Annotated in this window: 18 protein-coding genes, 3 rRNA genes and 1 pseudogene; 8 read left to right on the top strand and 14 right to left on the bottom strand. The window is 69.3% G+C overall.

Annotated elements, in window-relative coordinates; translation table 11 throughout:
- Window positions 1-61: 61 nt before the first annotated feature.
- From pstS to mshD, 5 genes are all read right to left on the bottom strand, one after another.
- Entirely contained in the window at window positions 62-1,201 is a 1,140-nt protein-coding gene (gene pstS, locus OG403_RS20515; RefSeq protein ID WP_329566470.1) for a phosphate ABC transporter substrate-binding protein PstS, read from the bottom strand.
- A gap of 294 nt (window positions 1,202-1,495) precedes the next feature.
- The gene (locus OG403_RS20510) at window positions 1,496-1,951 is read right to left on the bottom strand and encodes an NUDIX hydrolase (RefSeq protein ID WP_442911080.1); all 456 of its coding nucleotides are present in this window, start codon (window positions 1,949-1,951) and stop codon (window positions 1,496-1,498) included.
- Window positions 1,952-2,148: 197 nt separating this feature from the next.
- On the bottom strand, window positions 2,149-3,237 hold the full coding sequence (locus OG403_RS20505) for a CHAD domain-containing protein (protein ID WP_329566468.1): 1,089 nt from the start codon (window positions 3,235-3,237) through the stop codon (window positions 2,149-2,151).
- 60 nt (window positions 3,238-3,297) lie between these two features.
- Window positions 3,298-5,538 (bottom strand): RNA degradosome polyphosphate kinase, encoded by a 2,241-nt coding sequence (locus OG403_RS20500; RefSeq protein WP_329566466.1) that lies wholly within the window; start codon window positions 5,536-5,538, stop codon window positions 3,298-3,300.
- A 249-nt stretch (window positions 5,539-5,787) separates the two neighbouring features.
- Window positions 5,788-6,738 (bottom strand): mycothiol synthase, encoded by a 951-nt coding sequence (mshD, locus tag OG403_RS20495; protein WP_329566464.1) that lies wholly within the window; start codon window positions 6,736-6,738, stop codon window positions 5,788-5,790.
- 24 nt (window positions 6,739-6,762) lie between these two features.
- On the opposite strand from mshD, the gene OG403_RS20490 reads away from it, so the two are divergent.
- Window positions 6,763-7,233 carry an NUDIX hydrolase gene (locus OG403_RS20490; protein ID WP_329566462.1) on the top strand — a complete coding sequence of 157 codons (471 nt, stop codon included), beginning with the start codon at window positions 6,763-6,765 and terminating at the stop codon, window positions 7,231-7,233.
- A gap of 80 nt (window positions 7,234-7,313) precedes the next feature.
- On the opposite strand, the gene rrf is transcribed toward OG403_RS20490, so the two are convergent.
- The 5 genes and pseudogenes from rrf to OG403_RS20465 all read right to left on the bottom strand — a co-directional run bounded on the left by rrf (window position 7,314) and on the right by OG403_RS20465 (window position 15,910).
- A 5S ribosomal RNA gene (rrf, locus tag OG403_RS20485) occupies window positions 7,314-7,430 on the bottom strand.
- Between the two features lie 83 nt (window positions 7,431-7,513).
- Window positions 7,514-10,632 (bottom strand): 23S ribosomal RNA (locus OG403_RS20480).
- A 273-nt stretch (window positions 10,633-10,905) separates the two neighbouring features.
- Window positions 10,906-12,427: ribosomal RNA gene (locus OG403_RS20475) — 16S ribosomal RNA — on the bottom strand.
- The 16S, 23S and 5S rRNA genes sit together here, the layout of an rRNA operon.
- A gap of 632 nt (window positions 12,428-13,059) precedes the next feature.
- Window positions 13,060-14,343, bottom strand: a pseudogene (locus OG403_RS20470) (PP2C family protein-serine/threonine phosphatase); the annotation flags it as partial.
- Between the two features lie 175 nt (window positions 14,344-14,518).
- A complete protein-coding gene (locus tag OG403_RS20465) occupies window positions 14,519-15,910 on the bottom strand; it encodes an NAD(P)/FAD-dependent oxidoreductase (protein ID WP_329566460.1) in 1,392 nt (463 codons plus the stop codon).
- A gap of 370 nt (window positions 15,911-16,280) precedes the next feature.
- Between OG403_RS20465 and OG403_RS20460 the strand changes: the two genes are divergently transcribed.
- Both OG403_RS20460 and OG403_RS20455 read left to right on the top strand, forming a co-directional pair.
- Window positions 16,281-17,078 (top strand): TetR/AcrR family transcriptional regulator, encoded by a 798-nt coding sequence (locus tag OG403_RS20460; RefSeq protein ID WP_329566458.1) that lies wholly within the window; start codon window positions 16,281-16,283, stop codon window positions 17,076-17,078.
- A gap of 361 nt (window positions 17,079-17,439) precedes the next feature.
- A complete protein-coding gene (locus OG403_RS20455; protein WP_329566456.1) occupies window positions 17,440-19,683 on the top strand; it encodes a sigma-70 family RNA polymerase sigma factor in 2,244 nt (747 codons plus the stop codon).
- Window positions 19,684-19,696: 13 nt separating this feature from the next.
- Here the strand turns inward: OG403_RS20455 and OG403_RS20450 are convergent, their stop codons facing one another.
- The gene (locus OG403_RS20450) at window positions 19,697-20,407 is read right to left on the bottom strand and encodes a DsbA family oxidoreductase (RefSeq protein ID WP_329566453.1); all 711 of its coding nucleotides are present in this window, start codon (window positions 20,405-20,407) and stop codon (window positions 19,697-19,699) included.
- Window positions 20,408-20,570: 163 nt separating this feature from the next.
- Between OG403_RS20450 and cas3g the strand changes: the two genes are divergently transcribed.
- Window positions 20,571-22,763, top strand: a complete 2,193-nt coding sequence (cas3g, locus tag OG403_RS20445; RefSeq protein WP_329566451.1) for a type I-G CRISPR-associated helicase/endonuclease Cas3g — start codon at window positions 20,571-20,573, stop codon at window positions 22,761-22,763.
- 78 nt (window positions 22,764-22,841) lie between these two features.
- On the opposite strand, the gene OG403_RS20440 is transcribed toward cas3g, so the two are convergent.
- From OG403_RS20440 to OG403_RS20430, 3 genes are read right to left on the bottom strand one after another with little or no spacing between them, the layout of a single operon-like run.
- Window positions 22,842-23,042 (bottom strand): hypothetical protein, encoded by a 201-nt coding sequence (locus OG403_RS20440; protein WP_329566450.1) that lies wholly within the window; start codon window positions 23,040-23,042, stop codon window positions 22,842-22,844.
- On the bottom strand, window positions 23,039-23,242 hold the full coding sequence (locus tag OG403_RS20435; protein ID WP_329566448.1) for a hypothetical protein: 204 nt from the start codon (window positions 23,240-23,242) through the stop codon (window positions 23,039-23,041). Before OG403_RS20435 ends, OG403_RS20440 begins: the two co-directional genes overlap by 4 nt.
- The gene (locus OG403_RS20430; protein WP_329566446.1) at window positions 23,239-23,493 is read right to left on the bottom strand and encodes a hypothetical protein; all 255 of its coding nucleotides are present in this window, start codon (window positions 23,491-23,493) and stop codon (window positions 23,239-23,241) included. The genes OG403_RS20435 and OG403_RS20430 overlap by 4 nt, the downstream gene beginning before the upstream one ends.
- 216 nt (window positions 23,494-23,709) lie before the next feature.
- Between OG403_RS20430 and OG403_RS20425 the strand changes: the two genes are divergently transcribed.
- The 4 genes from OG403_RS20425 to OG403_RS20410 are packed head-to-tail and all read left to right on the top strand — an operon-like array spanning window position 23,710 to window position 25,082.
- Window positions 23,710-24,561 carry a helix-turn-helix domain-containing protein gene (locus OG403_RS20425; protein ID WP_329566444.1) on the top strand — a complete coding sequence of 284 codons (852 nt, stop codon included), beginning with the start codon at window positions 23,710-23,712 and terminating at the stop codon, window positions 24,559-24,561.
- Entirely contained in the window at window positions 24,533-24,721 is a 189-nt protein-coding gene (locus tag OG403_RS20420; RefSeq protein ID WP_329566441.1) for a DUF397 domain-containing protein, read from the top strand. Before OG403_RS20425 ends, OG403_RS20420 begins: the two co-directional genes overlap by 29 nt.
- Window positions 24,718-24,900: a DUF397 domain-containing protein gene (locus tag OG403_RS20415; RefSeq protein ID WP_329566439.1), complete on the top strand. Its 183-nt coding sequence runs from the start codon at window positions 24,718-24,720 to the stop codon at window positions 24,898-24,900. Before OG403_RS20420 ends, OG403_RS20415 begins: the two co-directional genes overlap by 4 nt.
- Window positions 24,897-25,082, top strand: a complete 186-nt coding sequence (locus OG403_RS20410) for a DUF397 domain-containing protein (protein ID WP_329566437.1) — start codon at window positions 24,897-24,899, stop codon at window positions 25,080-25,082. Before OG403_RS20415 ends, OG403_RS20410 begins: the two co-directional genes overlap by 4 nt.
- Window positions 25,083-25,130: the final 48 nt, after the last annotated feature.

Genomic DNA, 25,130 nt, shown 5'->3' with positions numbered 1-25,130 from the left:
TCCGGTCGGCGATCCCGTACCCCCGTGGCGGGACCGCCGACCGGTCAAGCGAGTGAGCGGATCAGCTCAGGTTGCCGATGGCGGCCTGGACCTTGGTGGCCACCGCGCTCGGCATCGGGACGTAGCCCTTGTCGGCGATGGCCTGCTGGCCGCCGTTGCTGGCGATGTAGGTGAAGAAGGACTTCAGGCTGTCCAGCGTGGCCGGGGCGTTGCCCTTGTCGCAGGCGATCTCGTAGGTCACCAGGACGATCGGGTAGGCGTTCTCGGCCGAGGTGCCGTAGTCCAGCTGCAGCGCCAGGTCGTTGCCGGTGCCGATCACGGTGGAGTTGTTCAGCGTGATGGCGGCGTTGGCGGCGGTGGCGTCGACCGGCTTGCTGGCACCGGTCTTGATGGCGGCGGTCTTCAGGCCGTTGTTCTGCGCGTAGGACAGCTCGACGTAGCCGATCGAGTCCTTGACCTGCTTGATCTGGGCCGCGACACCGGCGCTGCCGGTGGCCGACTGGCCGCCCTTGCCCGCCCAGGTCTTGCTGGCCGGGTAGGACCAGGCGCCGCCCGAGGTCTTGGCGAAGTACGAGGTCAGGTTGTAGCTGGTGCCCGAGTCGTCCGAGCGGTGGAAGGTCTGGATCGCGTCGGCCGGCAGCGTGACGCCCGGGTTGAGGGCGGCGATCGCCGGGTCGTTCCACTTGGTGATCTGACCGTCGAAGATCTTGGCGGAGGTCGGGCCGTCCAGGATCAGGTTGTTCACACCGTCGACGTTGTAGACCAGGGTGACCAGACCGGCCACCATCGGCAGGTCGATGGCCTGGCCACCGTTCTGGCAGACGGCCTTGGAGGCGTCGATGTCGGTGGACTTCAGCGCGAAGTCGGAACCCGCGAAGGCGACCTTGCCCTGGTTGAACTGCGCGACACCGGCACCGGAGCCGACACCGTTGTAGCTGACCTGCGAGCTCGAGCAGGCGTCGCCGTAAGCGGCCTTCCAGACGTCGATCGCGTTGCCCTGCGCGGTCGAGCCGGCGCCCTGCAGCGAGGCCTGCTTCGCGGCACAGGTGATGGCCGCCGCGCTGGAGGCACCACCCGAAGCGGCGCTGGTGGTCTTGGTGGTGTTGTTGTCGGATCCGCAGGCAGCGAGCGACAGCGAGCTGACGAGCGCCACGGCACCGATCGCGAGGGCCTTGGTGCGGCCGTTCCGCTGGAGCTTCACAGGGGTGTCCCTTTCTTTGGCACAGCCCACGTCTGTCCGACCGATCGGATGTGCGGGCCTTGCTGTTGGTCCGGGGCCGCTCCGGCCCTCCGGTAGGACCGAAGCTAAGCGGACCAGGTGACGCATCAGCCGGTCACAAATGAACGGAGAGTGAACCTCGGACGGATGCCAGGAAACACCGGCTGGTAATCACGGTTGCATCACGGTAAGGATAAGGCCAAGACACGTGGTCAGCTGACCACCAGCTGCCACCGGAACGAACACTGGGGGCACGGGAGTTCGTACCGGCAGCGCTCAGTGCGCCGGCCACCCCAGCTGGACGAGCAGCGCGTCGATCAGCTCCCGGTCCCGGGCATGGGTCAGCTTGGCCCGCGCCTTGGCCGGCTTCAGCCACTTCATCCGGTCCACCTCGCGGTTCGGCCGGAACTCCCCGCGCACCGGCACCGCCGCCCAGTACCGCACCTCCTTGGGCCGCCCCTGCGCCAGGTAGTGCTGCGCGGGCAGCGGCGCCAGCAGCCGGCAGACCATCCCGGTCTCCTCCTCCACCTCGCGCAGCGCCGCCTGCCAAGGTGTCTCCCCCGCCCGCAACTTGCCCTTCGGCAGGCTCCAGTCGTCGTACTTGGGCCGGTGGATCAACGCGATCCGCGGCTTGCGCTCCCCCGAGCCGTCCCGCCGCGGCCCACCCGGCAGCCAGAGCACCGCCCCCGCCGCCAGCACCGTGCCGACCCGGCCCGCCGAGCCGTGCCCCACCGACTCGTGTGCTGCCGACTTGTCTGCCACCGTGCGCGCCGCCCCCGTCCGCAGCCCCTGCTTCTTCGCCTCCCGCTGCTGCCGACGGGCCAGCGAACCGCCCGGCCCGGCCGACTCGCCCGACTCGCCCGACTCGTCCGGCCCTGACGCGGCCTGGAATGCCGCCGCCGTCCGGGGGTCCGGCTGCCGCTCCGCCCTCAGGCGCTCGCCCATTCATGCCATCCGTGGTGCGGGAGGGTCGGCCACTGCTGACCGAAGGCGTACCTGGCCGCCTCGACCTCCAATCGCTGATCAGCATGCACCACCCCCAGCACGTACGCCGTCGCCGGGGTGATCCGCGGCGTGCGCGCCGCCGTCGCCACCGTCACCGCCGCGTCGGCCGCCTCCTGGTGCCGGTCCAGCACCTGGTCCAGCACGTCCAGCTCGAGCCCCGGCCGGCCGCACACCTCCAGGGCGTACCGCGCCCGCTTCACCAGCACCCGCACCCGGTGCCACGGCGAGTCATCCGCCGCCAGCGCCCCGTCCGCGTCCCCCGCCGTCCGCCCCTGGGCGGGCACCGACGCCTCGCCGACCGGCGCCCCGAGCCGGTGCAGCGCATCCCCCTGGTACGCGGTCGCCGCCCGGTGCAGCGGCAGCCCCTGCACCAGCTGCCCCAGCGCGCCGAACGCCACCGCCGCCTGGACCGGCAGCAGCTCCCCGGCCCGGCCGCCCGCCGACGCCTGCAACGGCGCCTCGCCGACCAGCAGGGTCATCCGATCCGCCAGTGCGTGCAGCCGCGAAGAACGCAGCTCCTGCAGCACCGAGCTGTGCGCCCGGGTTCTGGCCAGGGTCAGCTGCCGGTCCAGCAGCGCCCGCGCCTTCGGCGCCCCCGGGTGCCCGGCGAGCATCCCCGGACCGCGCGGCTCGCCGCCCTGCCCGGTGGCGCTGAGCGTGTCGAGCGCCGACAGCAGCCGGGTCGATCTGCGCAGGAACGCCGGCTCCTGCGCCAGCAGGCCCAGCAGCCACCGCAGTTCGGTGCGCGACTCGTGCGCCCAGCCGGGCTCGAAGAGCGCGCCGAAGGTGTGCAGCGCACCGCCGACCCGCCGCACCGCGCGCAGCAGCTCGCCGGTCCCGGCGCTGCCGCCGGTGGAGTTCAGTGAGGGCAGCGCACCGGGGCGGGCCCCGGCCTCCCCCACGGCCTGCGGCAGGGCGCGCAGGAAGAGGCCGGCCTGCTCGGTGAGATAGCGGGAGAGAACCTCCCCGGCGGTCGCGGTGGATGCCGAAGCCGTCATGGGCGCGTCAGTCATGTCGTGGGTACTCCCCGTTCCCCCAGGGCAGGCGACGGATGATCAGGAGCAGGCGGATGGTCAGAGCGAACTGGTGACGCTCCGGCGACGCTGGCGCGAGTCGATGAGCAGTTCCTGGATGTCCCGCAGGCGGTGGCCCTCGGCATCATGGCTCCGCCGGGACCAGGTCCCGTCCGGACCCAGGTGCCAGGAGGCGGTGTCCTCCGCCATGCCGAGGTCGATCAGGCCGGACAGCTCCGCCCGGTGGGCCGGATCGGCCACCCGGACCAGCGCCTCGATCCGCCGATCCAGGTTACGGTGCATCATATCCGCACTGCCGAACCAGACTTCGGGATCGCCGCCGTTGCCGAAGACGAAGATCCGGGAGTGCTCCAGGAACCGTCCCAGGATGCTGCGCACCCGGATGTTCTCGCTGAGCCCGGTCACCCCGGGGCGGATCGCGCAGATCCCGCGCACCCAGACGTCCACCGGCACCCCGGCCTGCGCGGCCCGGTAGAGCGTGTCGATCACCTGCTCGTCGACGATCGAGTTCACCTTCAGCTTCACGTAGGCCGGCAGGCCCGCGCGGTGGTTGGCGATCTCGTTCTGGATCCGGGCGATCAGCCCGTCCCGCAGCCCGCGCGGCGCGGTCAGCAGCCGGCGGTAGGACTCGCGGCGCGAGTAGCCCGAGAGCCGGTTGAAGAGGTCCGACAGGTCGGCGCCGACCTGCGGGTCCGCCGTCAGCAGGCCCAGGTCCTCGTAGAGCCGGGCCGTCTTCGGGTGGTAGTTGCCGGTGCCGACGTGCGCGTAGCGGCGCAGCGTCTCGCCCTCCTGCCGCACCACCAGCGAGAGCTTGCAGTGCGTCTTCAGGCCGATCAGCCCGTACACCACATGGCAGCCCGCCTCCTCCAGCTTGCGGGCCCACTTGATGTTGGCCTGCTCGTCGAAGCGCGCCTTGATCTCCACCAGCACCAGCACCTGCTTGCCGGACTCGGCCGCGTCGATCAACGCGTCCACGATCGGCGAGTCGCCCGAGGTGCGGTAGAGCGTCTGCTTGATCGCCAGCACGTGCGGATCGGCCGCGGCCTGCTCCAGGAAGGCCTGCACCGAGGTGGAGAAGCTGTCGTACGGGTGGTGCAGCAGCACGTCGCGCTCGCGCATCGCGGCGAAGATGTCCGGCTGCGAGGCCGACTCGACGTCGGTCAGCCCGCGCGCGGTGCCGGCCACGAACTTGGAGTACTTCAGCTCCGGGCGGTCCTGGTCCGCGATCCCGAACAGCCCGGTCAGGTCGAGCGGCCCCGGCAGCGGGAACACCTCGGCCTCGGTGATGTTCAGCTCGCGCACCAGCAGGTCGAGGATGTAGGGGTCGATCGACTCCTCCACCTCGAGGCGCACCGGCGGGCCGAAGCGGCGGCGCATCAGCTCCTTCTCCAGCGCCTTGAGGATGTTCTCGGTGTCGTCCTCCTCCACCTCGAGATCCTCGTTGCGGGTCACCCGGAAGGCGTGGTGCGCCAGCACCTCCATGCCGGGGAACAGCTCCTCCAGGTGGGCGCCCATCACGTCCTCCAGCGGCACGTACCGCTGGGGCGAGGCCTCCAGGAAGCGCATCAGCGACTGCGGGACCTTCACCCGGGCGAAGTGCTTGTGGCCCGAGACCGGGTTGCGCACCACCACCGCCAGGTTCAGGCTCAGGCCCGATATGTACGGGAACGGGTGCGCCGGGTCCACGGCCAGCGGCGTCAGCACCGGGAAGATCTGCGCCCGGAACAGCGTGTGCAGCCGGGCCTGCTCCTTCTCGGTCAGCTCGGCCCAGCGGACCACCTCGATGCCCTCGGCCGCCAGGTCCGGCAGCACGTCCTGCTGGAAGGCGGCGGCGTGCCGCGCCATCAGCTCGCGCGACCTGGTCCAGATCAGGTCCAGCACCTCGCGCGGCTGCAGGCCCGAGGCACTGCGCTGGGCCACCCCGGTGGCGATCCGGCGCTTCAGGCCGGCCACCCGGACCATGAAGAACTCGTCCAGGTTGCTCGCGAAGATCGCCAGGAACTTGGCCCGCTCCAGCAGCGGGATCTCCGGGTCCTCCGCGAGTTCCAGCACCCGCTCGTTGAAGGCCAGCCAGCTGCGCTCCCGGTCCAGGAAACGCCCCTGCGGCAGCTCGTCCAGTTCGTCGGCGCCGGCGGCGTCGGGGAACTGGTCGAGGGCCACCCCGAGCGCCTTGGTCAGGCGGGACGGGGTCGGCACACCTGGGGACTCGGGCATCGTGGGGGCTCCTGACGAGTCGGACGCTTCGGGCTCTTTGGCCGCGACCGGGCGGGGGACGGTCATGGGTTCCAGCTCCTCCAGCGGTCGACGTCCGGGCGTCTGGTCGGCCCGGCGGCTGCCGCGTCCACCGGGCACAGCGCACGTAGCCGACCGCGCGGGGCGGTCGTTAGCCGACCGGCCCCGGCGGTGTGGCCCAAGCTGCGGGAGCGAGACACTACGGACGTCATCCTGTGATCTTCGCGGCGGCAATTGAATCCACGGTAAACACCGCATGGCCAGGAGGAAAGCTGAGGCGGTCGGCCATGCGGTCCGCTACCGCACCGGCTTGCCTTCGGTGACCCGATACATCAGGTCTACCTCGTGAACGGTGAAACCGACGCGCTCGTAGACCCGGACGGCGGCCGTGTTGTCGGCGTCGACGTAGAGCAGGACGGTGGGCAGGCCGCGGTCCTCGGCCAGGTGCCGCAGGCCGGCCGCCGTCAGCGCCCGGCCCAGGCCGTTGCCCTGCTCGGCCGGGTCCACCCCGACCACGTAGACCTCGCCCAGCTCGGGCTCGGTGGCGGTCGCCGGGTGCACCTTGGTCCAGTGGAAGCCGACCACGCGCTCCTCGGCGGTGCCCGCGCCGCGCACCGCGAGGAAGAAGCCGTTCGGGTCGAACCACGGTTCGGCGATCCGCTCGGCCAGATCGCGCGCGGTCCACGAGCCCTGCTCGGGGTGGTGGGCGAAGGCGAGCGCGTTGAGCCGCAGCCAGGCCTCGTCGTCCGCGCCGGGACGGAAGGTCCGCAGCGTGACCCCCTCGGGGAACGGGACCTCGGCCGGGGCCGGCGCGGTGCGGCGCATCTGCCGCAGCTCGCGGACCAGGCCGGCGCCGAAGCGCTCGGCGAGCCGGCGGGCGGCGGGGTGGCCACCGTGGGCCCAGAAGTCGACGGCCCGCTCGGAGCCGGCCTCCGCGAGGACCGCCCCGGCCAGCTGTCCGCCCAGGCCCTGCCCCCGCAGGTCGGGGAGGACGGCGAACTCGACGGTGGCGGGCGAGGCGTCCTGCCCGAGCTCGAGCTGCGCGTATCCGGCCGGCGCACCGGCGGCGGTCAGCACCAGGTGCCGGACCCCCGGACGCGGGTCGGCCACCCGCAGCCTGAGCCGGCCGGCCTCGGAAACGGCCTCCCGCGCGTCCGTGTCAGCGGCGGCCCGCAGGACGGCCTGCACGGCGGCGAGCTGCTCGGCGGTGAGGGTGTCAGCGGAGGTGATGTTCGTGGCGGTCTCCATACCTCGGACCCTACGCTTTCTCACATGCCATCAGATGCCATACGAAGAGTCCGTCCTGCGGCCTACGCGGTCTGCGTCGAGGACGAGCGGATCCTGCTCGCGCGCTGGGTGTCCCACGAGGGCGAGCGCCTGTGGACCGTGCCCGGCGGCGGGTTGGACCACGGCGAGGACCCGTACGACGCGGCGATCCGCGAGGTCGAGGAGGAGACCGGCTACCTGGTCGAGCTGGAGCGGCTGCTCGGCGTCGACTCGCACCACGTGATCTATCCGCCGGACCCGGTGAACGGCCCGTCGCCGCGTGACTTCCAGGGACTGCGGATCATCTACCAGGGCCGGATCGCCGGCGGCGAGCTGCGGAACGAGACGGCCGGCTCGACCGATCTGGCCCGCTGGATTCCCCTCGCCGAGGTCGAGGGCCTGCCCCGGGTCCCGCTGGTGGACATCGCCATCGCGCTCTACCGGGAGCGGCCGGCCCTGGGGCGGATCGTGCGGTGAATACGGTGCGGTGAATATTGTCCGGAAACGCAGAAAAGCCCCCCATCCGTTCCCGGTTGGGGGGCTTTTCTAGAAGAATTGTTCGGCGGCGTCCTACTCTCCCACAGGGTCCCCCCTGCAGTACCATCGGCGCTATGAGGCTTAGCTTCCGGGTTCGGAATGTAACCGGGCGTTTCCCTCACGCTATGACCACCGAAACACTATGAAACTGTCAACCGCACCACACCGTGACCTGGCGTGGGGTCGTTGTTTCAGAACAACACAGTGGACGCGAGCAACTGAGGACAAGCCCTCGGCCTATTAGTACCGGTCAGCTCCACCCCTTACGAGGCTTCCACATCCGGCCTATCAACCCAGTCGTCTACTGGGAGCCTTACCCTCTCAAGGAGGTGGGAGTGCTCATCTCGAAGCAGGCTTCCCGCTTAGATGCTTTCAGCGGTTATCCCTCCCGAACGTAGCCAACCAGCCATGCCCTTGGCAGGACAACTGGCACACCAGAGGTTCGTCCGTCCCGGTCCTCTCGTACTAGGGACAGCCCTTCTCAACACTCCTACGCGCACAGCGGATAGGGACCGAACTGTCTCACGACGTTCTAAACCCAGCTCGCGTACCGCTTTAATGGGCGAACAGCCCAACCCTTGGGACCTACTCCAGCCCCAGGATGCGACGAGCCGACATCGAGGTGCCAAACCATCCCGTCGATATGGACTCTTGGGGAAGATCAGCCTGTTATCCCCGGGGTACCTTTTATCCGTTGAGCGACGGCGCTTCCACAAGCCACCGCCGGATCACTAGTCCCTGCTTTCGCACCTGCTCGACCCGTCGGTCTCACAGTCAAGCTCCCTTGTGCACTTACACTCAACACCTGATTGCCAACCAGGCTGAGGGAACCTTTGGGCGCCTCCGTTACTCTTTAGGAGGCAACCGCCCCAGTTAAACTACCCACCAGACACTGTCCCTGATCCGGATCACGGACCCAGGTTAGACATCCAGCACGACCAGAGTGGTATTTCAACGACGACTCCACAACAACTGGCGTTGCTGCTTCAAAGTCTCCCACCTATCCTACACAAGCCGAACCGAACACCAATATCAAGCTATAGTAAAGGTCCCGGGGTCTTTCCGTCCTGCTGCGCGAAACGAGCATCTTTACTCGTAATGCAATTTCACCGGGCCTATGGTTGAGACAGTCGAGAAGTCGTTACGCCATTCGTGCAGGTCGGAACTTACCCGACAAGGAATTTCGCTACCTTAGGATGGTTATAGTTACCACCGCCGTTTACTGGCGCTTAAGTTCTCAGCTTCGCCCTGACGAATCAGAGCTAACCGGTCCCCTTAACGTTCCAGCACCGGGCAGGCGTCAGTCCGTATACATCGCCTTACGGCTTCGCACGGACCTGTGTTTTTAGTAAACAGTCGCTTCTCGCTGGTCTCTGCGGCCACCCCCAGCTCAGAGAGCAAGTCTCATCACCAGGAATGGCCCCCTTCTCCCGAAGTTACGGGGGCATTTTGCCGAGTTCCTTAACCATAGTTCACCCGAACGCCTCGGTATTCTCTACCTGACCACCTGAGTCGGTTTGGGGTACGGGCCGCCATGAAACTCGCTAGAGGCTTTTCTCGACAGCATAGGATCATCCACTTCACCACAATCGGCTCGGCATCAGGTCTCAGCCTTAATGAGTGACGGATTTGCCTATCACTCGGCCTACACCCTTACCCCGGGACTACCACCGCCCGGGCTGGACTACCTTCCTGCGTCACCCCATCGCTCACCTACTACCCTGTTGGATCAGCGGCTCCACCACGTCCCTTTGTCCGAAGACTCCGGGCCGGCTTCACGGCTTTAGCATTCAGAGGTTCGACGTTGGCGCTTCAAAGCGGGTACGGGAATATCAACCCGTTGTCCATCGACTACGCCTGTCGGCCTCGCCTTAGGTCCCGACTTACCCTGGGCAGATCAGCTTGACCCAGGAACCCTTGGTCAATCGGCGCAAGAGTTTCCCACTCTTGTATCGCTACTCATGCCTGCATTCTCACTCGTATCCCGTCCACGACTCGATTCCTCGGCCGCTTCACCCGGAACACGACGCTCCCCTACCCATCCACAGCGTCGTTGGACGTATTCTGTGAATGACACGACTTCGGTGGTGTGCTTGAGCCCCGCTACATTGTCGGCGCGGAATCACTTGACCAGTGAGCTATTACGCACTCTTTCAAGGGTGGCTGCTTCTAAGCCAACCTCCTGGTTGTCTCTGCGACTCCACATCCTTTCCCACTTAGCACACGCTTAGGGACCTTAGTCGGTGTTCTGGGCTGTTTCCCTCTCGACCATGGAGCTTATCCCCCACAGTCTCACTGCCACGCTCTCACTTACCGGCATTCGGAGTTTGGCTAAGGTCAGTAACCCGGTGAGGCCCATCGCCTATCCAGTGCTCTACCTCCGGCAAGAAACACGTGACGCTGCACCTAAATGCATTTCGGGGAGAACCAGCTATCACGGAGTTTGATTGGCCTTTCACCCCTAACCACAGGTCATCCCCCAGGTTTTCAACCCTGGTGGGTTCGGTCCTCCACGCGGTCTTACCCGCGCTTCAACCTGCCCATGGCTAGATCACTCCGCTTCGGGTCTTGGGCATGCAACTCAAACGCCCTATTCGGACTCGCTTTCGCTACGGCTACCCCACACGGGTTAACCTCGCTACACACCGCAAACTCGCAGGCTCATTCTTCAAAAGGCACGCAGTCACGGCCCGCCAGCAAGCTGACGAACGACGCTCCCACGGCTTGTAGGCACACGGTTTCAGGTACTATTTCACTCCGCTCCCGCGGTACTTTTCACCATTCCCTCACGGTACTATCCGCTATCGGTCACCAGGGAATATTTAGGCTTAGCGGGTGGTCCCGCCAGATTCACACGGAATTTCTCGGGCTCCGTGCTACTTGGGAGAAGCTCAAGTGAGCCGCTGATGTTTCGTCTACGGGGGTCTTACCCTCTACGCCGGACCTTTCGCATGTCCTTCGACTACACCAACGGTTTCTGACTCACCCAGCCGCCGGCAGACGACTGAAGAACTTTCCCACGACCCCGAAATGGCAACCCCTGCCGGGTCTCACACCACTCCGGTTTAGCCTCATCCGGTTTCGCTCGCCACTACTCCCGGAATCACGGTTGTTTTCTCTTCCTGCGGGTACTGAGATGTTTCACTTCCCCGCGTTCCCTCCACATACCCTATGTGTTCAGGTATGGGTGACAGCCCATGACGACTGCCGGGTTTCCCCATTCGGACACCCCCGGATCAAAGCTCGGTTGACAGCTCCCCGGGGCCTATCGCGGCCTCCCACGTCCTTCATCGGTTCCTGGTGCCAAGGCATCCACCGTGCGCCCTTAAAAACTTGGCCACAGATGCTCGCGTCCACTGTGCAGTTCTCAAACAACGACCAGACACCCACCCTCAACACCCCAACAGGGCGCCTCGCATGGGACCGGCACTGAGACAACGATTACTCGTTCCCTCAGGACCCAACAACGTGCCCGACACACCAGATCAACCGAAACCGTTCCACGCCGAAGCAGTACTAGGAGACAACCAACCCTGTGTGCCGAATAGTCAACGTTCCACCCATGAGCAACCGTGCGAGACATTCGCTCGCAACCGGCCATGTGCTCCTTAGAAAGGAGGTGATCCAGCCGCACCTTCCGGTACGGCTACCTTGTTACGACTTCGTCCCAATCGCTGGTCCCACCTTCGACGGCTCCCTCCCAAGGGTTAGGCCACCGGCTTCGGGTGTTACCGACTTTCGTGACGTGACGGGCGGTGTGTACAAGGCCCGGGAACGTATTCACCGCAGCATGCTGATCTGCGATTACTAGCAACTCCAACTTCATGGGGTCGAGTTGCAGACCCCAATCCGAACTGAGGCCGGCTTTTTGGGATTCGCTCCACCTCACGGTATCGCAGCCCTTTGTACCGACCATTGTAGCACGTGTGCAGCCCAAGACATAAGGGGCATGATGATTTGACGTCGTCCCCACCTTCCTCCGAGTTGACCCCGGCAGTCTCCTGTGAGTCCCCATCACCCCGAAAGGCATGCTGGCAACACAGAACAAGGGTTGCGCTCGTTGCGGGACTTAACCCAACATCTCACGACACGAGCTGACGACAACCATGCACCACCTGTATACCGACCACAAGGGGGCGCCCATCTCTGAACGTTTCCGGTATATGTCAAGCCTTGGTAAGGTTCTTCGCGTTGCGTCGAATTAAGCCACATGCTCCGCTGCTTGTGCGGGCCCCCGTCAATTCCTTTGAGTTTTAGCCTTGCGGCCGTACTCCCCAGGCGGGGAACTTAATGCGTTAGCTGCGGCACCGACGACGTGGAATGTCGCCAACACCTAGTTCCCAACGTTTACGGCGTGGACTACCAGGGTATCTAATCCTGTTCGCTCCCCACGCTTTCGCTCCTCAGCGTCAGTAATGGCCCAGAGATCCGCCTTCGCCACCGGTGTTCCTCCTGATATCTGCGCATTTCACCGCTACACCAGGAATTCCGATCTCCCCTACCACACTCTAGCCTGCCCGTATCGAATGCAGACCCGGGGTTAAGCCCCGGGCTTTCACATCCGACGCGACAGGCCGCCTACGAGCTCTTTACGCCCAATAATTCCGGACAACGCTCGCACCCTACGTATTACCGCGGCTGCTGGCACGTAGTTAGCCGGTGCTTCTTCTGCAGGTACCGTCACTTGCGCTTCTTCCCTGCTGAAAGAGGTTTACAACCCGAAGGCCGTCATCCCTCACGCGGCGTCGCTGCATCAGGCTTTCGCCCATTGTGCAATATTCCCCACTGCTGCCTCCCGTAGGAGTCTGGGCCGTGTCTCAGTCCCAGTGTGGCCGGTCGCCCTCTCAGGCCGGCTACCCGTCGTCGCCTTGGTAGGCCATTACCCCACCAACAAGCTGATAGGCCGCGGGCTCATCCTGCACCGCCGGAGCTTTACACCAACCCCCATGCGGAGGAAGGTCATATCCGGTATTAGACCCCGTTTCCAGGGCTTGTCCCAGAGTGCAGGGCAGATTGCCCACGTGTTACTCACCCGTTCGCCACTGATCCACCCCGAAGGGCTTCACCGTTCGACTTGCATGTGTTAAGCACGCCGCCAGCGTTCGTCCTGAGCCAGGATCAAACTCTCCGTGAATGTTTTCCCGTAATCGGGTCGACACCCGCGTTGAGCGGCACGACAACCACCGGAATAGGGTGACCTCGTGCACTGCGTCCTCGCCAGTGTTTTACTTCAAAAGGAATCTCCAACCCCGATCAAACGATCGAGGCCGGGGATGTCAACATATCTGGCGTTGACTTTTGGCACGCTGTTGAGTTCTCAAGGAACGGACGCTTCCTTCAAGCCGCTCTCGCAAGCTCTCCGGGCGCTTCGTTCTTTCTTCTCTTCGAGCTTATCAGACCCGCCTCTCGGCGTTTCCCGACTCGCTCTCGGTGTTTCCAACCTTACCAGGTCTTCCGCACCGCTTCGGCCTCCAGGAGGCCTTCGCCGTACCGGACCTGACGGCCCGTCCGACGTGTTGAACTTTAGCCCAGTTCCGCTCCGAAAAGCGAATCCGGCCGCACTCACCGAATTACCGGCACAGCAAAACAAGCCCATCGCAGAAGTGTGCAAAAAGCGACACGTCAGCGATCGACGATCTTGCTGAGAGTGGTGTTTCGAGAGAGTGGCTGCGCTCGGGTCCGTCCGCACAGAAGTGAACGTCCGGTGCTCCCTGACAGGCAGCTCGAAGAACACTAGACCTCTGTGGGCCCTGAGTCAACCTGGTGCGGCAGCTGGAAGGCGAGCACCGCCACGTCGTCGTCGTGCTCCGCCGTCACGCCCATCGCGCGCAGCAGGCGGGCGCAGACCACGTCGGGGGAGCCGATCGCGCCGGCCAGGGTGTGGGCGAGCAGGCCGAGGCCCTCGTCGATGTCCTGGTCGCGGCGTTCGACCAGGCCGTCGGTGTAGAGGACGCCGGTGGTGCCGGGCAGCAGGCGCAGCGAGTGGGAGCTGTGCGAGCCGCCGCCGGTGCCCAGGGGCGGGCCGTTCTGCTGCTCGCCCTGCAGCACTGTGCCGTCGGGGCCGCGCAGCATCAGTGGGAGGTGTCCGGCCGAGGCGTAGGTGAGGGTGCCGGCGGGAGGGTCGTAGACGGCGTAGACGCAGGTGGCGATCTGGTTGGCGTCGATCTCCATGGCGATGCCGTCGAGCAGGCCCATCACCTGGTGCGGTGGCAGGTCGAGGCGGGCGTAGGCGCGCACAGCGGTGCGCAGCTGGCCCATCACGGCCGCCGCCCGCAGACCGCGCCCCATCACGTCGCCGATCACCAGCGCGGTGCGGCCGCCGCGCAGCGGGATCACGTCGTACCAGTCGCCGCCGACCGCAGCGTCGGCGCCGCCGGGCTGGTAGGTGGCGGCGACCCGCAGGTCGGCGGGCTGTTCGAGCTTCTGCGGCAGCAGGCTGCGCTGCAGGGTGACGGCGGCCTCGCGCTGGCGGCGTTCGGAGTCGCGCAGCCGGGCGGCGACGGCGACCTGGTCGGTGACCTCGGCGGCGTAGATCAGCACACCGACGGCCGGGGGCGGCTGGCCGTCGCGGGCGGCGGCGGTCCGCTCGTTGGAGCGCAGCGGGACGCAGGAGACGTTGAAGCAGCGGGTCCGGCTGACCAGGCCGGCCGGGTCGGCGATGCTGCGAGCCTTCACACTGCGGGCGCGGCCACTGCGCAGCACCTGGTCGAGCAGCGGGAGCAGGCCCAGTTCCGCGAACTCGGGCATGGCCTCCTCGGCGGGCTGGCCGGGGGCGCGGTGGCCGAAGAGCTCGCGGTAGGCGTCGTTGGCGTAGCCGACGCGGTGGCGCGAGCCGTAGGTGATGACGACAGGTGCGGGCAGTCGGCCGAGCACGTCGCGCAGGTCGTAGAGCTCGTGCAGGTCGAGCAGCTGGTCGGGCCCGAGCAGGCCGCCGGCGGCGCTGCCGAGCGGGTCGCGCGGGCCGGGCAGCGCGACCGGGTCCTCCGGTGCGGGGGCGGCGACACGCCAAGGGGCCCCGGTGAGCCGCGCACTCCAGCGCATGAGGTTCAACCGACTGTCGCTTTCCTCGGATCGCAGGTATTCGTCACAGTTCGTACTGATGTTTGCACTGGCCGTGACGGGGTGTCACGCAGATCCTGTCAGGTGAAGGTGCGGTTCCGGAAGTCGTACGTGTGTTGGTCGTGTTGTAGGGCCCGGCGCCGACCCTGTGGGCGGCGGTGCCCGGTCAGCCCTCCGGCGGGTTCCCGGCGGCCGCCTCGAACTCGGCGCGCGGGTGTTCCACCGAGGCCAACGACACCGCCTCCCGGGCGAACAGCCCGCCGAGCAGCCAGTCGGCCAGCACCCGCACCCGGCGGTCGGAACTGGGCAGGCCGCGCAGCGTGCGGGCCCGGTGCAGCAGCCAGGCGCGGCGGCCGGTCAGACTGCCCTTTCGGGTGTGGGCGACCGCGCGGTGCAGGCCGAGCGAGGCGGAGGCGTAGGTCTGCTCGGGCCGGTACGGGGTCGGCGGCTGCCCGGCGGCCACCGCGAGCAGGTTCTCCGCCAGCAGCTCGCCCTGGGCGAGCGCGTGCCACGCGTTGGGCGGACACGCGGTGGGCGGGCCGTCCGCGCCGTCGGCCGCGCTCCCGGGGCCCGGCACCGCCGCGCAGTCGCCGGCCGCCCAGGCGCCGGGCAGCAGCTCTCCGTCGGCGCCGGCCGCCTGCAGGGTGCCCAGGCAGCGCACCCGGCCGTCGGCGTCGAGCGGCAGGTCGGTGGCGGCGAGCACCGGCGCGGGGCGCACCCCGGCCGTCCAGACCAGGGTGCGCGCGGCGAAGCGGGTGCCGTCGGAGAGCGCCATCATCCGGTCCTGGGCGGAGTCGAGCGTGGTCCCGAGGCGGATGTCCACGTTCCGTTCGCGCAGTTGGGCCAGCGCGTGCTCGGCGAGCGCCGGGTCGGCCTCGGCGAGCACCCGGTCCCCGGCCTCGACCAGCACCCAGCGCAGGTCGCCGGGCTGGATGTTGGGGTAGCCGCGCAGCGCCTGCCGGGCCATGTCCTCCAGTTCGGCGAGCGCCCCGACACCGCCGTAGCCGGCCCCGACGAAGACGAAGGTCAGCGCGGCGTCGCGGAGTTCGGGGTCGCGGGTGGAGGAGGCCAGGTCGAGCTGGTCGAGCACGTGGTTGCGCAGCGAGACCGCCTCGCCGACCGTCTCGAACCCGAGGCCGTGCTCGGCCAGGCCCGGGATCGGCCGGGTGCGGGAGACCGAACCCGCCGTCAGAACGAGTTCGTCGTACCCGAGTTCGACTTCCACCCCGCCGCTCGGGGCGAGCCAGGCGAGTCGGCGGGCGTGGTCGATCCGGGTGATCCGGGCGGTGAGCACCCGGCAGTCCGGCAGCGCGCGGCGCAGCGGCACCACGACGTGCCGCGGATCGATCGAGCCTGCCGCCACTTCGGCCAGCAGCGGACGGTATGTCAGGTAAGGTGCGGCTTCAACCACGGTGATTTCCGCGCGTCCGGCCCGCAACTCCTGCTGGAGTTCCCGCTGGAGCCGATGGGCCGTGGTCAGCCCCGCGCAACCGCCGCCCACGATCAGGATCCGGATGGTGCCACCCCCGCTCGAATCGGTGTGACCTGGTTCACGCAACCATGACGCCCTGCCGAGGGGCCTCTTGTCCACAGTGCGTACGGGATTCGGGTGGGGCTGCCGGGGGTCCGGAGCGGGTGGTGCACGGGGTGGCGCCCGGTACGACACGCCCGAAAAGCCGTCACCCCGGGTGGTGAATCCATTACGGCCTGATTTACCGTTGGCCGACCAGCCCGACTGCCCGAGCCTGAAACGGGGAAGGGTAGTCCGCGGATGATTCTCGCCCGTCCGGGAGATGAGCCGCCCCGCGCGAGGGGCCGGCGACCGCGCGGGGGCCGGGTGCTGGGGGCTGGACCCGTGCAGGTCACGGACGGCTGCGACGACTTCGCACGAGAGCCCGGACAGGGGCTCCTCCGGGGGAGGGTTGGGATTGAACGATCAGGATCACCTGCTGGGCGAACCGGCTGTGCCGCAGCTGGGTGAGGGGGCGGGCCCGGTGCCGGAGCAGCGCGTGCCGCTGCCCGTCCCGCACCGGTCGGCGGCCGGTCAGCTGCCACCGGTGACGGAACGGCGGGCGGGCGGACCACGGTTGCGGGTGGATGCGCGGCGCAATCTGGAGAGCGTGCTGCGCGCCGCCCGCGAGGTGTTCGGCGAACTCGGTTACGACGCACCGATGGAGGAGGTGGCGCGGCGGGCCGGGGTGGGGGTCGGCACCGTCTACCGGCGCTTCCCGAGCAAGGAGGTGCTGGTCCAGCGGATCGCCGCCGAGGAGGTGGCCTGGCTGACGGCGCGGGCCCGGGAGGCGCTCTACGGGCCGGCCCGGCCGTGGGACGCGCTGGCGGGCTACCTGGCCACGGCGGTCGGCACCGGGGCCGGGCGGCTGCTGCCGCCGGAGGCCTTCGACTACGCCGAGGAGCTGGCCCGGGTGCCCGAGCAGCGGCTGCCCCCCGGCGGCGGACTGGGCGGCGGCCAGCTGCTCGAGCCGCCCGGCGCGAGCGGGGTGCCGGACGCCGACCCGCAGTTGCTGCTCCAGTTACTGGCCGCACTGGTGGCCAGGGCGGCGGCCGCCGGTGAACTGCGGCCCGGGGTCACGGTCTCGGAGATCGTGCTGGTGCTGACGGCGGCGGTGCCGCCCTCGATCGGGCGCGGTGCGGCGGCGGCCGCAGCGGGCGCGGAGCCCGCCGAAAGACTGCTGCGGATCCTGCTGGACGGTCTGCGGGCCGTGTGAGCCCCGAGGACCGACGCGACGCTCCCGGGCCGGTGCGGCGGCCGTGCGGCGCGCGTCGTCCAGCACCGGGCACCGGACGTCAACCTGGCGTCAACTGGCGTCGCCGGAGCAGGGGAAGCGGACCTCGGACGCTTCCCCGGAAGAGTGGGTCGAGTGGTCCACAGCTTCCGGAGCACCCGTCGCTATGCCATTCTTTGGCCGTGGTTGGAGCCAATGTCCCGGTGCGCACCCTTCGCGGTGCCGCGACCGCCGCGCACGCCGGAGCAGGCGACGGCGCATCGCAGCACGCCAGTCAACGCTGTGCGCCCCCGGTGGCGGCTCCCCTGGCGGCTCCGGCCCACGCAACGGACGGAGCGGGCCGATGACCGCCGAGGAGCAGAACGAGCGCGGCAGCGAGCGCGGCACGGAACACGGCGCCGGCGGTACCGAACGCGGCACCGAGCCCGGCGCGGAGTCCGCCGCCGGCCAGGTGCCGGGCCAGGGCGGCGCCCCCTCCCGCGAATCGCTGACCGACTCCCCCTACCGCACCGACACGCCCCACGGCGGCGCGCCGGTCACCGGGCGGGTGCCCGGACAGGCCGTCGCCGGGCAGGGCAGCGTGACCCCCGAGGCGTTCGTGGCGCACCGGATCGAGTCGGGCACTCCGTCCGGCGAGTCCGCGCTGGATCCGGAACTCGACCTGCCGGTTGCCCTGGTGCCGCCCCCCGCCGATCCGGTGGACGGCGAGCGCCCGCCCTCCGACGCCGAGTTGACGGCCCTGGTGCGGGCCGGCGACGACACCGCGTACGAGGAGATCTACCGCCGGCACGCCGAGGCCGTGCGCCGCTACGCCCGCGGCTGCTGCCGGGACAGCTTCACCGCCGAGGACCTGGCCGGCGAGGTCTTCGCCCGCACCTTGCAGGCGCTGAAGGCGGGCAAGGGACCGGAGTTCGCGGTCCGCGCCTACCTGCTGACGGCGGTCCGCAACATCGCCGCCGCCTGGACCCGCGGCGAGCGCCGGGAGCAACTGGTGGACGACTTCGGCAGCTTCAGCCAGTCCACCGCCGCCACCTCGATCGAGTTCGACCTGGCCGACCCGGGCGCGGACGCCTGGGCGATGGCGCTGGCCGACCAGCGCATGGTGATGCGGGCCTTCACCGAACTCCCCGAGGACGACCGGGTGCTGCTCTGGCACACCGTGGTCGAGCAGGAGTCGCCGAAGACCGTGGCCGTGCTGCTCGGCAAGACCGCCAACGCCACCGCCGTGCAGGCGCACCGGGCCCGCTCCCGGCTGGCGGCCGGCTTCCTGCAGGCGCACGTCTCGGACAGCCAGGCGCAGGGCTGCGAGGAGTACGCCAACCGGCTCGGGAGCTACGCCCGCGGCGCGCTGCGCAAGCGGGCCGCCACCGAGGTCGGCGAGCACCTGCGCGGCTGCGAGCGGTGTACCGCCGCGCTGCTGGAGCTGGTTGAACTCAACCACGCGCTGCGGCTGCTGCTGCCCGGCGGCGTGCTGGTCTGGATCGGCGCGGGCACCTTCTCGGCGATCGCGGCGGCGCTCGGCGCCGGCGCGGTGGCCGGCGGCGCCGCGGCGGGCGGTGCGGCGGCCGCGAGCGGCGGCACGGCGGGCGCGGGCGCAGCGGGCGCGGGAGCAGGCGCAGCGGGAGCAGGCGCGGGCGCAGCCGGCGCAGGAGCGGCCGGTGGTGGTTCCTCCGGTGGCGCCGCCGTCGCCGGCGAGGGACTGGGCACCGTGGCCAAGGCGGGCATCGCCGCCGCCGTGGCCGTGGCCACCGTCGCCGCCGTCGCCTACGCGCTGACCGGCTCCCCCGACCCCGCACCCCCCATCGCCGCGCCGCCGCCCAGCCCCAGCGCCCCGGCCCGCCCGACTCCCCCGCCCCCGGCGCCCAAGCCCACCCCGACCCCGCGGCCGCCCACCCCGACGCCGACCCCACCCCCGCCGGCGAAGCGCGCCCCGGCGCCCAAGCCCACCCCGAAGGCCGCACCCACCCCCCGGCCGACCCCCACACCCACGCCGGCCCCCACTCCGCCGCCGCTCCCCACCCTGCCGCCGGTGCCGACCCCGACGCTGCCGCCGATTCCCACCCCACCGCTCCCGACCCAGGCCGCGCCCACCCCGCCGGTCGTCCCGCCGGTGCTGCCCACGCCCGTCCCCACCCCGCTGACCAGCTACTGGATGGACGAACTCCCGTTCAGCAAGGGCTCGGACCGCGCCCCATCGCCGGGCCCGAGCATCAGCCGCCGGGACAGCAGCGGTTGGCTGCTCCAGCGCGACAACCTCTGGGTGGGCGGCGAGTCCTACCCGCGCGGGGTCAGCGTGCACGCGCCGTCGACGGTGGCGATCGACCTCAACCGGGCCTGCACCGCCTACGAGAGCGTGGCCGGGCTGGACGACCTGACGATCGCCCCGGGTGCCGTGCGGTTCACGGTCACCGGGGACGATCAGACCGCGCTCTGGTCCTCGCCCGTGCTGCGGGCCGGTGACCCGCCGGTCCCGGTCCACGTGCCGCTGGCCGGGCAGCACCAGATCCGGCTGGTGGTCACGCCGGTGGACGGCTTCTGGTCGGCCGGGAACATCGCGGACTGGGCGAACGCACGGTTCACCTGCTGACGCACCGCCGGATTCAGATCGCGCAGCTGCCGTCCGCGCACGCCTCGCCGTCAGCGGTGTGCGGCTGCGCGGTGTGCGGCTGCGCGGCGTTCTGCTCCTCGGCCGCCACCTGCCGCAGCACCTGGAGGAACATCTCCGCCTCCTGCCCGCCCTGCACGGCCCACTGACCCTCGAAGACGAACGTCGGCACCGCGCTGATCCCCAGCTGCCGCGCCTCGGCGAGCTGGTGGCGCACCTCGTCCTCGCCCTCGTCGCCCGCCAGGTACTCGGTCACCCGCTGCCGGTCGAGACCGGCCGCCACCGCGACCTCGGTGAGCGCGGCCGGATCGCCGACGTCCACCCCGTCGGTGAAGTGCGCCTTGAGCAGCGCCTCCTTGAGCACGCCCTGGACCGCCGGGCCGTACTCCGCCTCGGCCAGGTGCAGCAGCCGGTGCCCGAGGAAGGTGTTGGCGTGCAGCGCGGCGTCGAAGTCGTAGTCGATGCCCTCGGCCCTGCCGAGCTCGGTCACCCGGTCGTCCATCGCCCGCGACTGCGGCCCGTACCGCTCGGCGAGCCAGGCGCGGTGCGGGCTGGCGGTGGCCGGGGCGTCCGGGACCAGCTGGTAGGGGCGGTAGATCACCTCGACCTCGTCCTTGCCCTCGAACCGCTCCAGGGCTTGATCGAAGCGGCGCTTGCCGATGTAGCACCACGGGCAGGCGATGTCGCTGTAGATCTCGACCTTCATGGGGAGTGGCTCCTTCGATGCACTGACGGGCGAACGTGGAGTCTGAACCGATATGTCCGACTCCGCATTCCCGCGCGGCTCAGCGTTTCATCGGATCTTCGCCATTGGTGCGTCTCATTGGTGCGTCTAAGGTGTGAGGCCAAGTCGAGGGGAGTCGCGAGCAATGGCGGACCAGTTCAAGGACTTCGCGGATTTCGTACGGCAGGCGACCGGCCACGCCCCCTACCCCTACCAGGCCCGGCTGGCCGCCGAGGGCCTGCCCGGTCTGCTCCAGGCACCCACCGGCGCGGGCAAGACCGTGGCCGCCGTGCTGCCCTGGCTGCACCGCCGCCTGGTCACCGCCCCCGAGCAGACGCCGCGCCGCCTGGTCTACGTGCTGCCCGCCCGCAGCCTGGCCGACCAGACGGCCGCCGTGATCCGCACGTGGCTGGACCGGCTCGGGCTCGCCGACCAGGTCGGGCTGCACCTGCTCGCCGGCGGCGCGGTCCAGGACGGCCGCTGGCGGCGGCACCCGGAAAGCACCGCGATCCTGGTCGGCACCCAGGACGTGCTGCTCAGCCGGGCGCTGATGCGCGGCTTCGCCGACGACCGGCGGATGGCGGCCGTCTCCTACGGCCTGCTGCACAATGACGCGCAGTGGGTCTTCGACGAGCTGCACCTGTTCGGCCCGGCCGTCGCGACCGGCGTCCGGCTCCAGCGGCTGCGCGAGCAACTGGGCACCGCCGCGCCCACCCGCACGCTCTGGATGTCCTCGACCTGGGACGCGAACGGGCCGGACGGATCAGTCGTGCGGGTCTCCCCCACCGACGGTGGCGCCGCACGGCGGGTCCGGCGGCTGGAGCTCGCGCCCGAGCGCTACGTCGAGCAGCTGGTGCGGGCCCTGCTCGACGCCCACGTCCCCGGCACCCGGACCGTCGCCGTGCTCAACACCCTGGAGCGCGCCCGCGCCGTCCACCGGGCGCTGAGCACCAAGCGGCCGACCGTGCTGCTCCACCCGCACTTCCGGCTCGGCGACCGGCCCGAGCCCGCCGAACTGGTGGTCACCACCGGCGCGGTGGAGGCCGGCGAGGACCTCTCCTGCCGCACCCTGCTGACCGAACTCGCCCCCTGGAGCTCGCTGGTGCAGCGGGCCGGACGCTGCAACCGGCACGGCGAGCACCCCGAGGGCGGCGACCTGCTCTGGTGCACCCCGCCGGAGGGCGACCGGCAGCCCGCCGTCGAGCAGTGGCTGGACGCGCACGAGGGCGAGCCGGTCACCGCCGGGCAGCTCTTCGAGGCGCGGATCGCCGAGCGCCCGGCGCCGGGTGAACCGCTGGAACGGGCGGAACTGCTGGCGCTCTTCGACACCACCGCCGAGTCGCCCGAGGTCGCTGGGCTGGTCTGCGCCGAGGACGACGCGGCGCTCCTCGTCGCCTGGCGCGCCTGGGGTCCGGAGACCGACGGGAAGCCCGCCGAGGACGAGCCCGACCCGGGCCGCGCCGAGCTCTGCCCGGTGCCGCTCGCCGAGTTGGCGCCGCTGCTCGCCGACGGCCGGGGTTGGCTGCGTGACCAGCTGGACGGCCACTGGCGGCAGGCCACCGCCGAGGACCTGCGGCCCGGCGGGACCGTACTGCTGGACGCCGCGCGCGGCGGCTACCTCCCCGGGACGGGCTGGACGCCCGCGAGCCCGACACCCGTCGAGGTGACCGACGGCATCGGCGCACCGAACTGGAACTTCACCTGCGCGGCCTGGATCAGCCTCGACCAGCACCTGATGGAGACCGAGGAGGAGGCCCGCGCGCTGCTCACCGCGCTGCCGGGCCTCGCGGCGGACCAGCAGGACGCCGTGCGGCGCGCCGCCAGGTACCACGACCTCGGCAAGAGCCACGACGCGTTCCAGCAGATGCTGCGCGGCGGCGGTGGCGAGCCTCCGGCCGGGCTGCTGGCGAAGTCGAAGGGCGAGTTCAGCACCGGCATCAATCCCCGGCGGTACTTCCGGCACGAGCTGGTCAGCGCGCTGATCCTGCTGGCCGACGGCACCGACTTCCTGGTCAGCTACCTGGCCGCCGCCCACCACGGCAAGGTCCGGATCGCCGCCCGTCCCGGCCCGGACGAGGCTCCGCTGCTGCTCGGCGTCCAGGACGGCGACCGGACACCGGAGATCGCGCTGTCCAGCGGCGAGCTCTTCCCGGCCGGGACACTGCGGACCGACGCGTTCCGCGAGCCCTCGACCTGGACCGAACTTGCCCTTGGCCTGCGCGATCGGGCAGACCTCGGGCCGTTCCGGCTCGCCTATCTGGAGACGCTGGTCCGGGTCTCCGACTGGCGGTCCAGCGCCCGGCATGACGCGCCGCTTCCGGTGGACAGCAACGGCTGACGTATGGACGGACTTTCGCCGTCCGGGTGGCGCGCGGTGCGGCGCGCCACCCGTCAGGCATTTCGGCCGATCGTCGGATCAGCACAACACCAGGAGAACGAACAGCAATCCGACCAGGATGACGACTGCGGAGATCGAGACCAGATAGGCCGCGACCCGGTGCGGGGCATTCAGGAACGCCTCTTCCTCGTCCTCCCCACCGCGCAGCAGGACGCACACCATCAGCTCATGTGCGAATCCCGAAAAGTCACACTGGTCGAGTTCCTGTTGTTCTGTCATGTGCGCGGGGCCAATCGACGGAGGGCGGCGGCGAGTTGCACGATTTCGGGAAGCGTCAGCGGCCGGAGCCGGACGAGGACGTCTCCCGAGGGCGTGATCTCCCAGCCGTCACCGAGATCCGGGATCTCCAGGTTGGCCGCGTCGACGGAATCCGTCAAAGCGGTCAGGGCGACGGCCGCTTGGCGGCGGGGGCTGATCATTTGGCCTTCCTTTCGCGATCGTCGAGATCGCTGCGGGCGGCGGGCGGGCGGACCACCCAGTCCTGGTCGACGTCCCACTCGGCGCCTCCTCGCTCGGGCCGCAGGTAGATCAGGCGGCCGACCCGGTCCATCAGCACGCCGAGCCGGTCGTTGAGCGCGTCGAACACCAACTCGCCCTTGCGGGAGGGGAGGTAGGGATCGGCCGGCGGCTTGGCACCGCCGGGGCGGATGATCGGGTAGACGGGGCTCATCCGTCGCGACGCCTCGGGCCGACCGCCGCAGTTGGCGGGGCAGCGGCACTCGGGCATCAGCCTGTCTTTCTGATGATCCATCATATTTATTTCTCCGTGGTGCAGTTGAGCGAATGAATTTCACGCTCTGTGCCTCAAGCGTCGCGCTTCGCGGCTAGCCTGGGAAGGAGCGGGCCGTTCCGCGTCCGCGAGTGGAAACACGGAGGAGTCGTCGCCATGGCCTTCCAACCTCGTCCCCTGTTCCCGGAGCGGTCGGCACGGGATCTGTACGGGTCGGATCTCCGGCGGTACCGCGAGGCGGCGGGGCTGTCGCTGTCGCAGTTGGGGGAGGTGCTGAAGTTCTCGAAAGCGCACCTGTCGCGGATCGAGACGGCGGAGTCGCTGCCGCCGAAGGGGCTGTCGGAGAAGCTGGACGCGGCGTTCGGGACGGACGGGCACTTCTGCAGGCTGTTTCCGCTGGCGGCGTTGGAGGAGTTCCCGAACCGGTACCGGCGGTACATGGAGTTGGCTGCACAGGCCGCCCTCCTGGAGAGCTACACCGAGATCGTGCACGGCCTGCTCCAGACGCCCGCCTTCGCAACAGCGGCCCTTCGGGCGGGCGATCCATTCGCCTCCGACGAGGAGATCAACCAGAAGGTCGCCGCACGGATCAAGCAGCAGGCGCGCCTGCACGGCTCAACTCCACCGCGCTACTGGTTCATCATGGACGAGGTCGCCTTGCGCAGGCCGGTCGGCGACTCGCTCATCATGCGGGATCAGATGCAGGCGCTGCTCAACACCGCCGAACTGCGGCATGTGACGCTCCAGATCCTGCCTTTCGCGGCTGGCTATCATTCGGAGACGGGCGGCTCACTCACCTTGCTGACCCTGTCCGGCCGATCCGTCGTCGCGTATGAAGAAGGCAGCCGCTCAGGCACGTTGATCGAGGAGAACGGCATCGTCGCCAAGTGCCAGGCGTACTACGATCTTCTGAGGGCCCAGGCCCTGTCGCCAAGGGACTCCCTGGCGGTGATCGGCACGGCTCTGAAGGGATTCGAGCATGCAGCTCGCTCAGTGGCGGAAGAGTAGCTACAGCAACAACGACGGCGGCGCTTGCATCGAGGTCGACGACGCCGCCCCCGGTCGCGTCCGCGACTCCAAGGACCCCAACGGCCCGTCCCTTGCGTTCCCTCCCACCGCCTGGCAGGCCTTCGTCCACGCCACCGCGACCGGGGAGTTCAGCCATTGAGCACCTGGCGTAAGAGCACCTACAGCAACGGTGACGGCGGCGAATGCATCGAGGTCAACGACGCCGCCCCCGGCCAGGTCCGCGACTCCAAGGACCCCAACGGCCCGTCCCTCACGTTCCCTCCCACCGCCTGGCAGGCCTTCATCACTGCGACCGCAACAGGGGAGTTCACCCGATGAGCACCTGGCGTAAGAGCACCCACAGCAACCCCGACGGCGGCGCCTGCATCGAGGTCAACGACGCCGCCCCCGGCCAGGTCCGCGACTCCAAGGACCCCGACGGCCCGTTCCTCACGTTCCCTCCCACCGCCTGGCAAGCCTTCGTCCACGCCACCAGCACCGGCGAGTTCACCCCCCACTGACCCACCCCGGCTAGGCTGTCGTTCGTATCGAACTGATAGCCGAGCGTC

Source organism: Kitasatospora sp. NBC_01266 (assembly GCF_036242395.1).
Taxonomy (GTDB): domain Bacteria; phylum Actinomycetota; class Actinomycetes; order Streptomycetales; family Streptomycetaceae; genus Kitasatospora.
The sequence above is the reverse complement of the archived record's forward strand: the minus strand, read 5'-3'. Positions and strand labels throughout refer to the sequence as shown.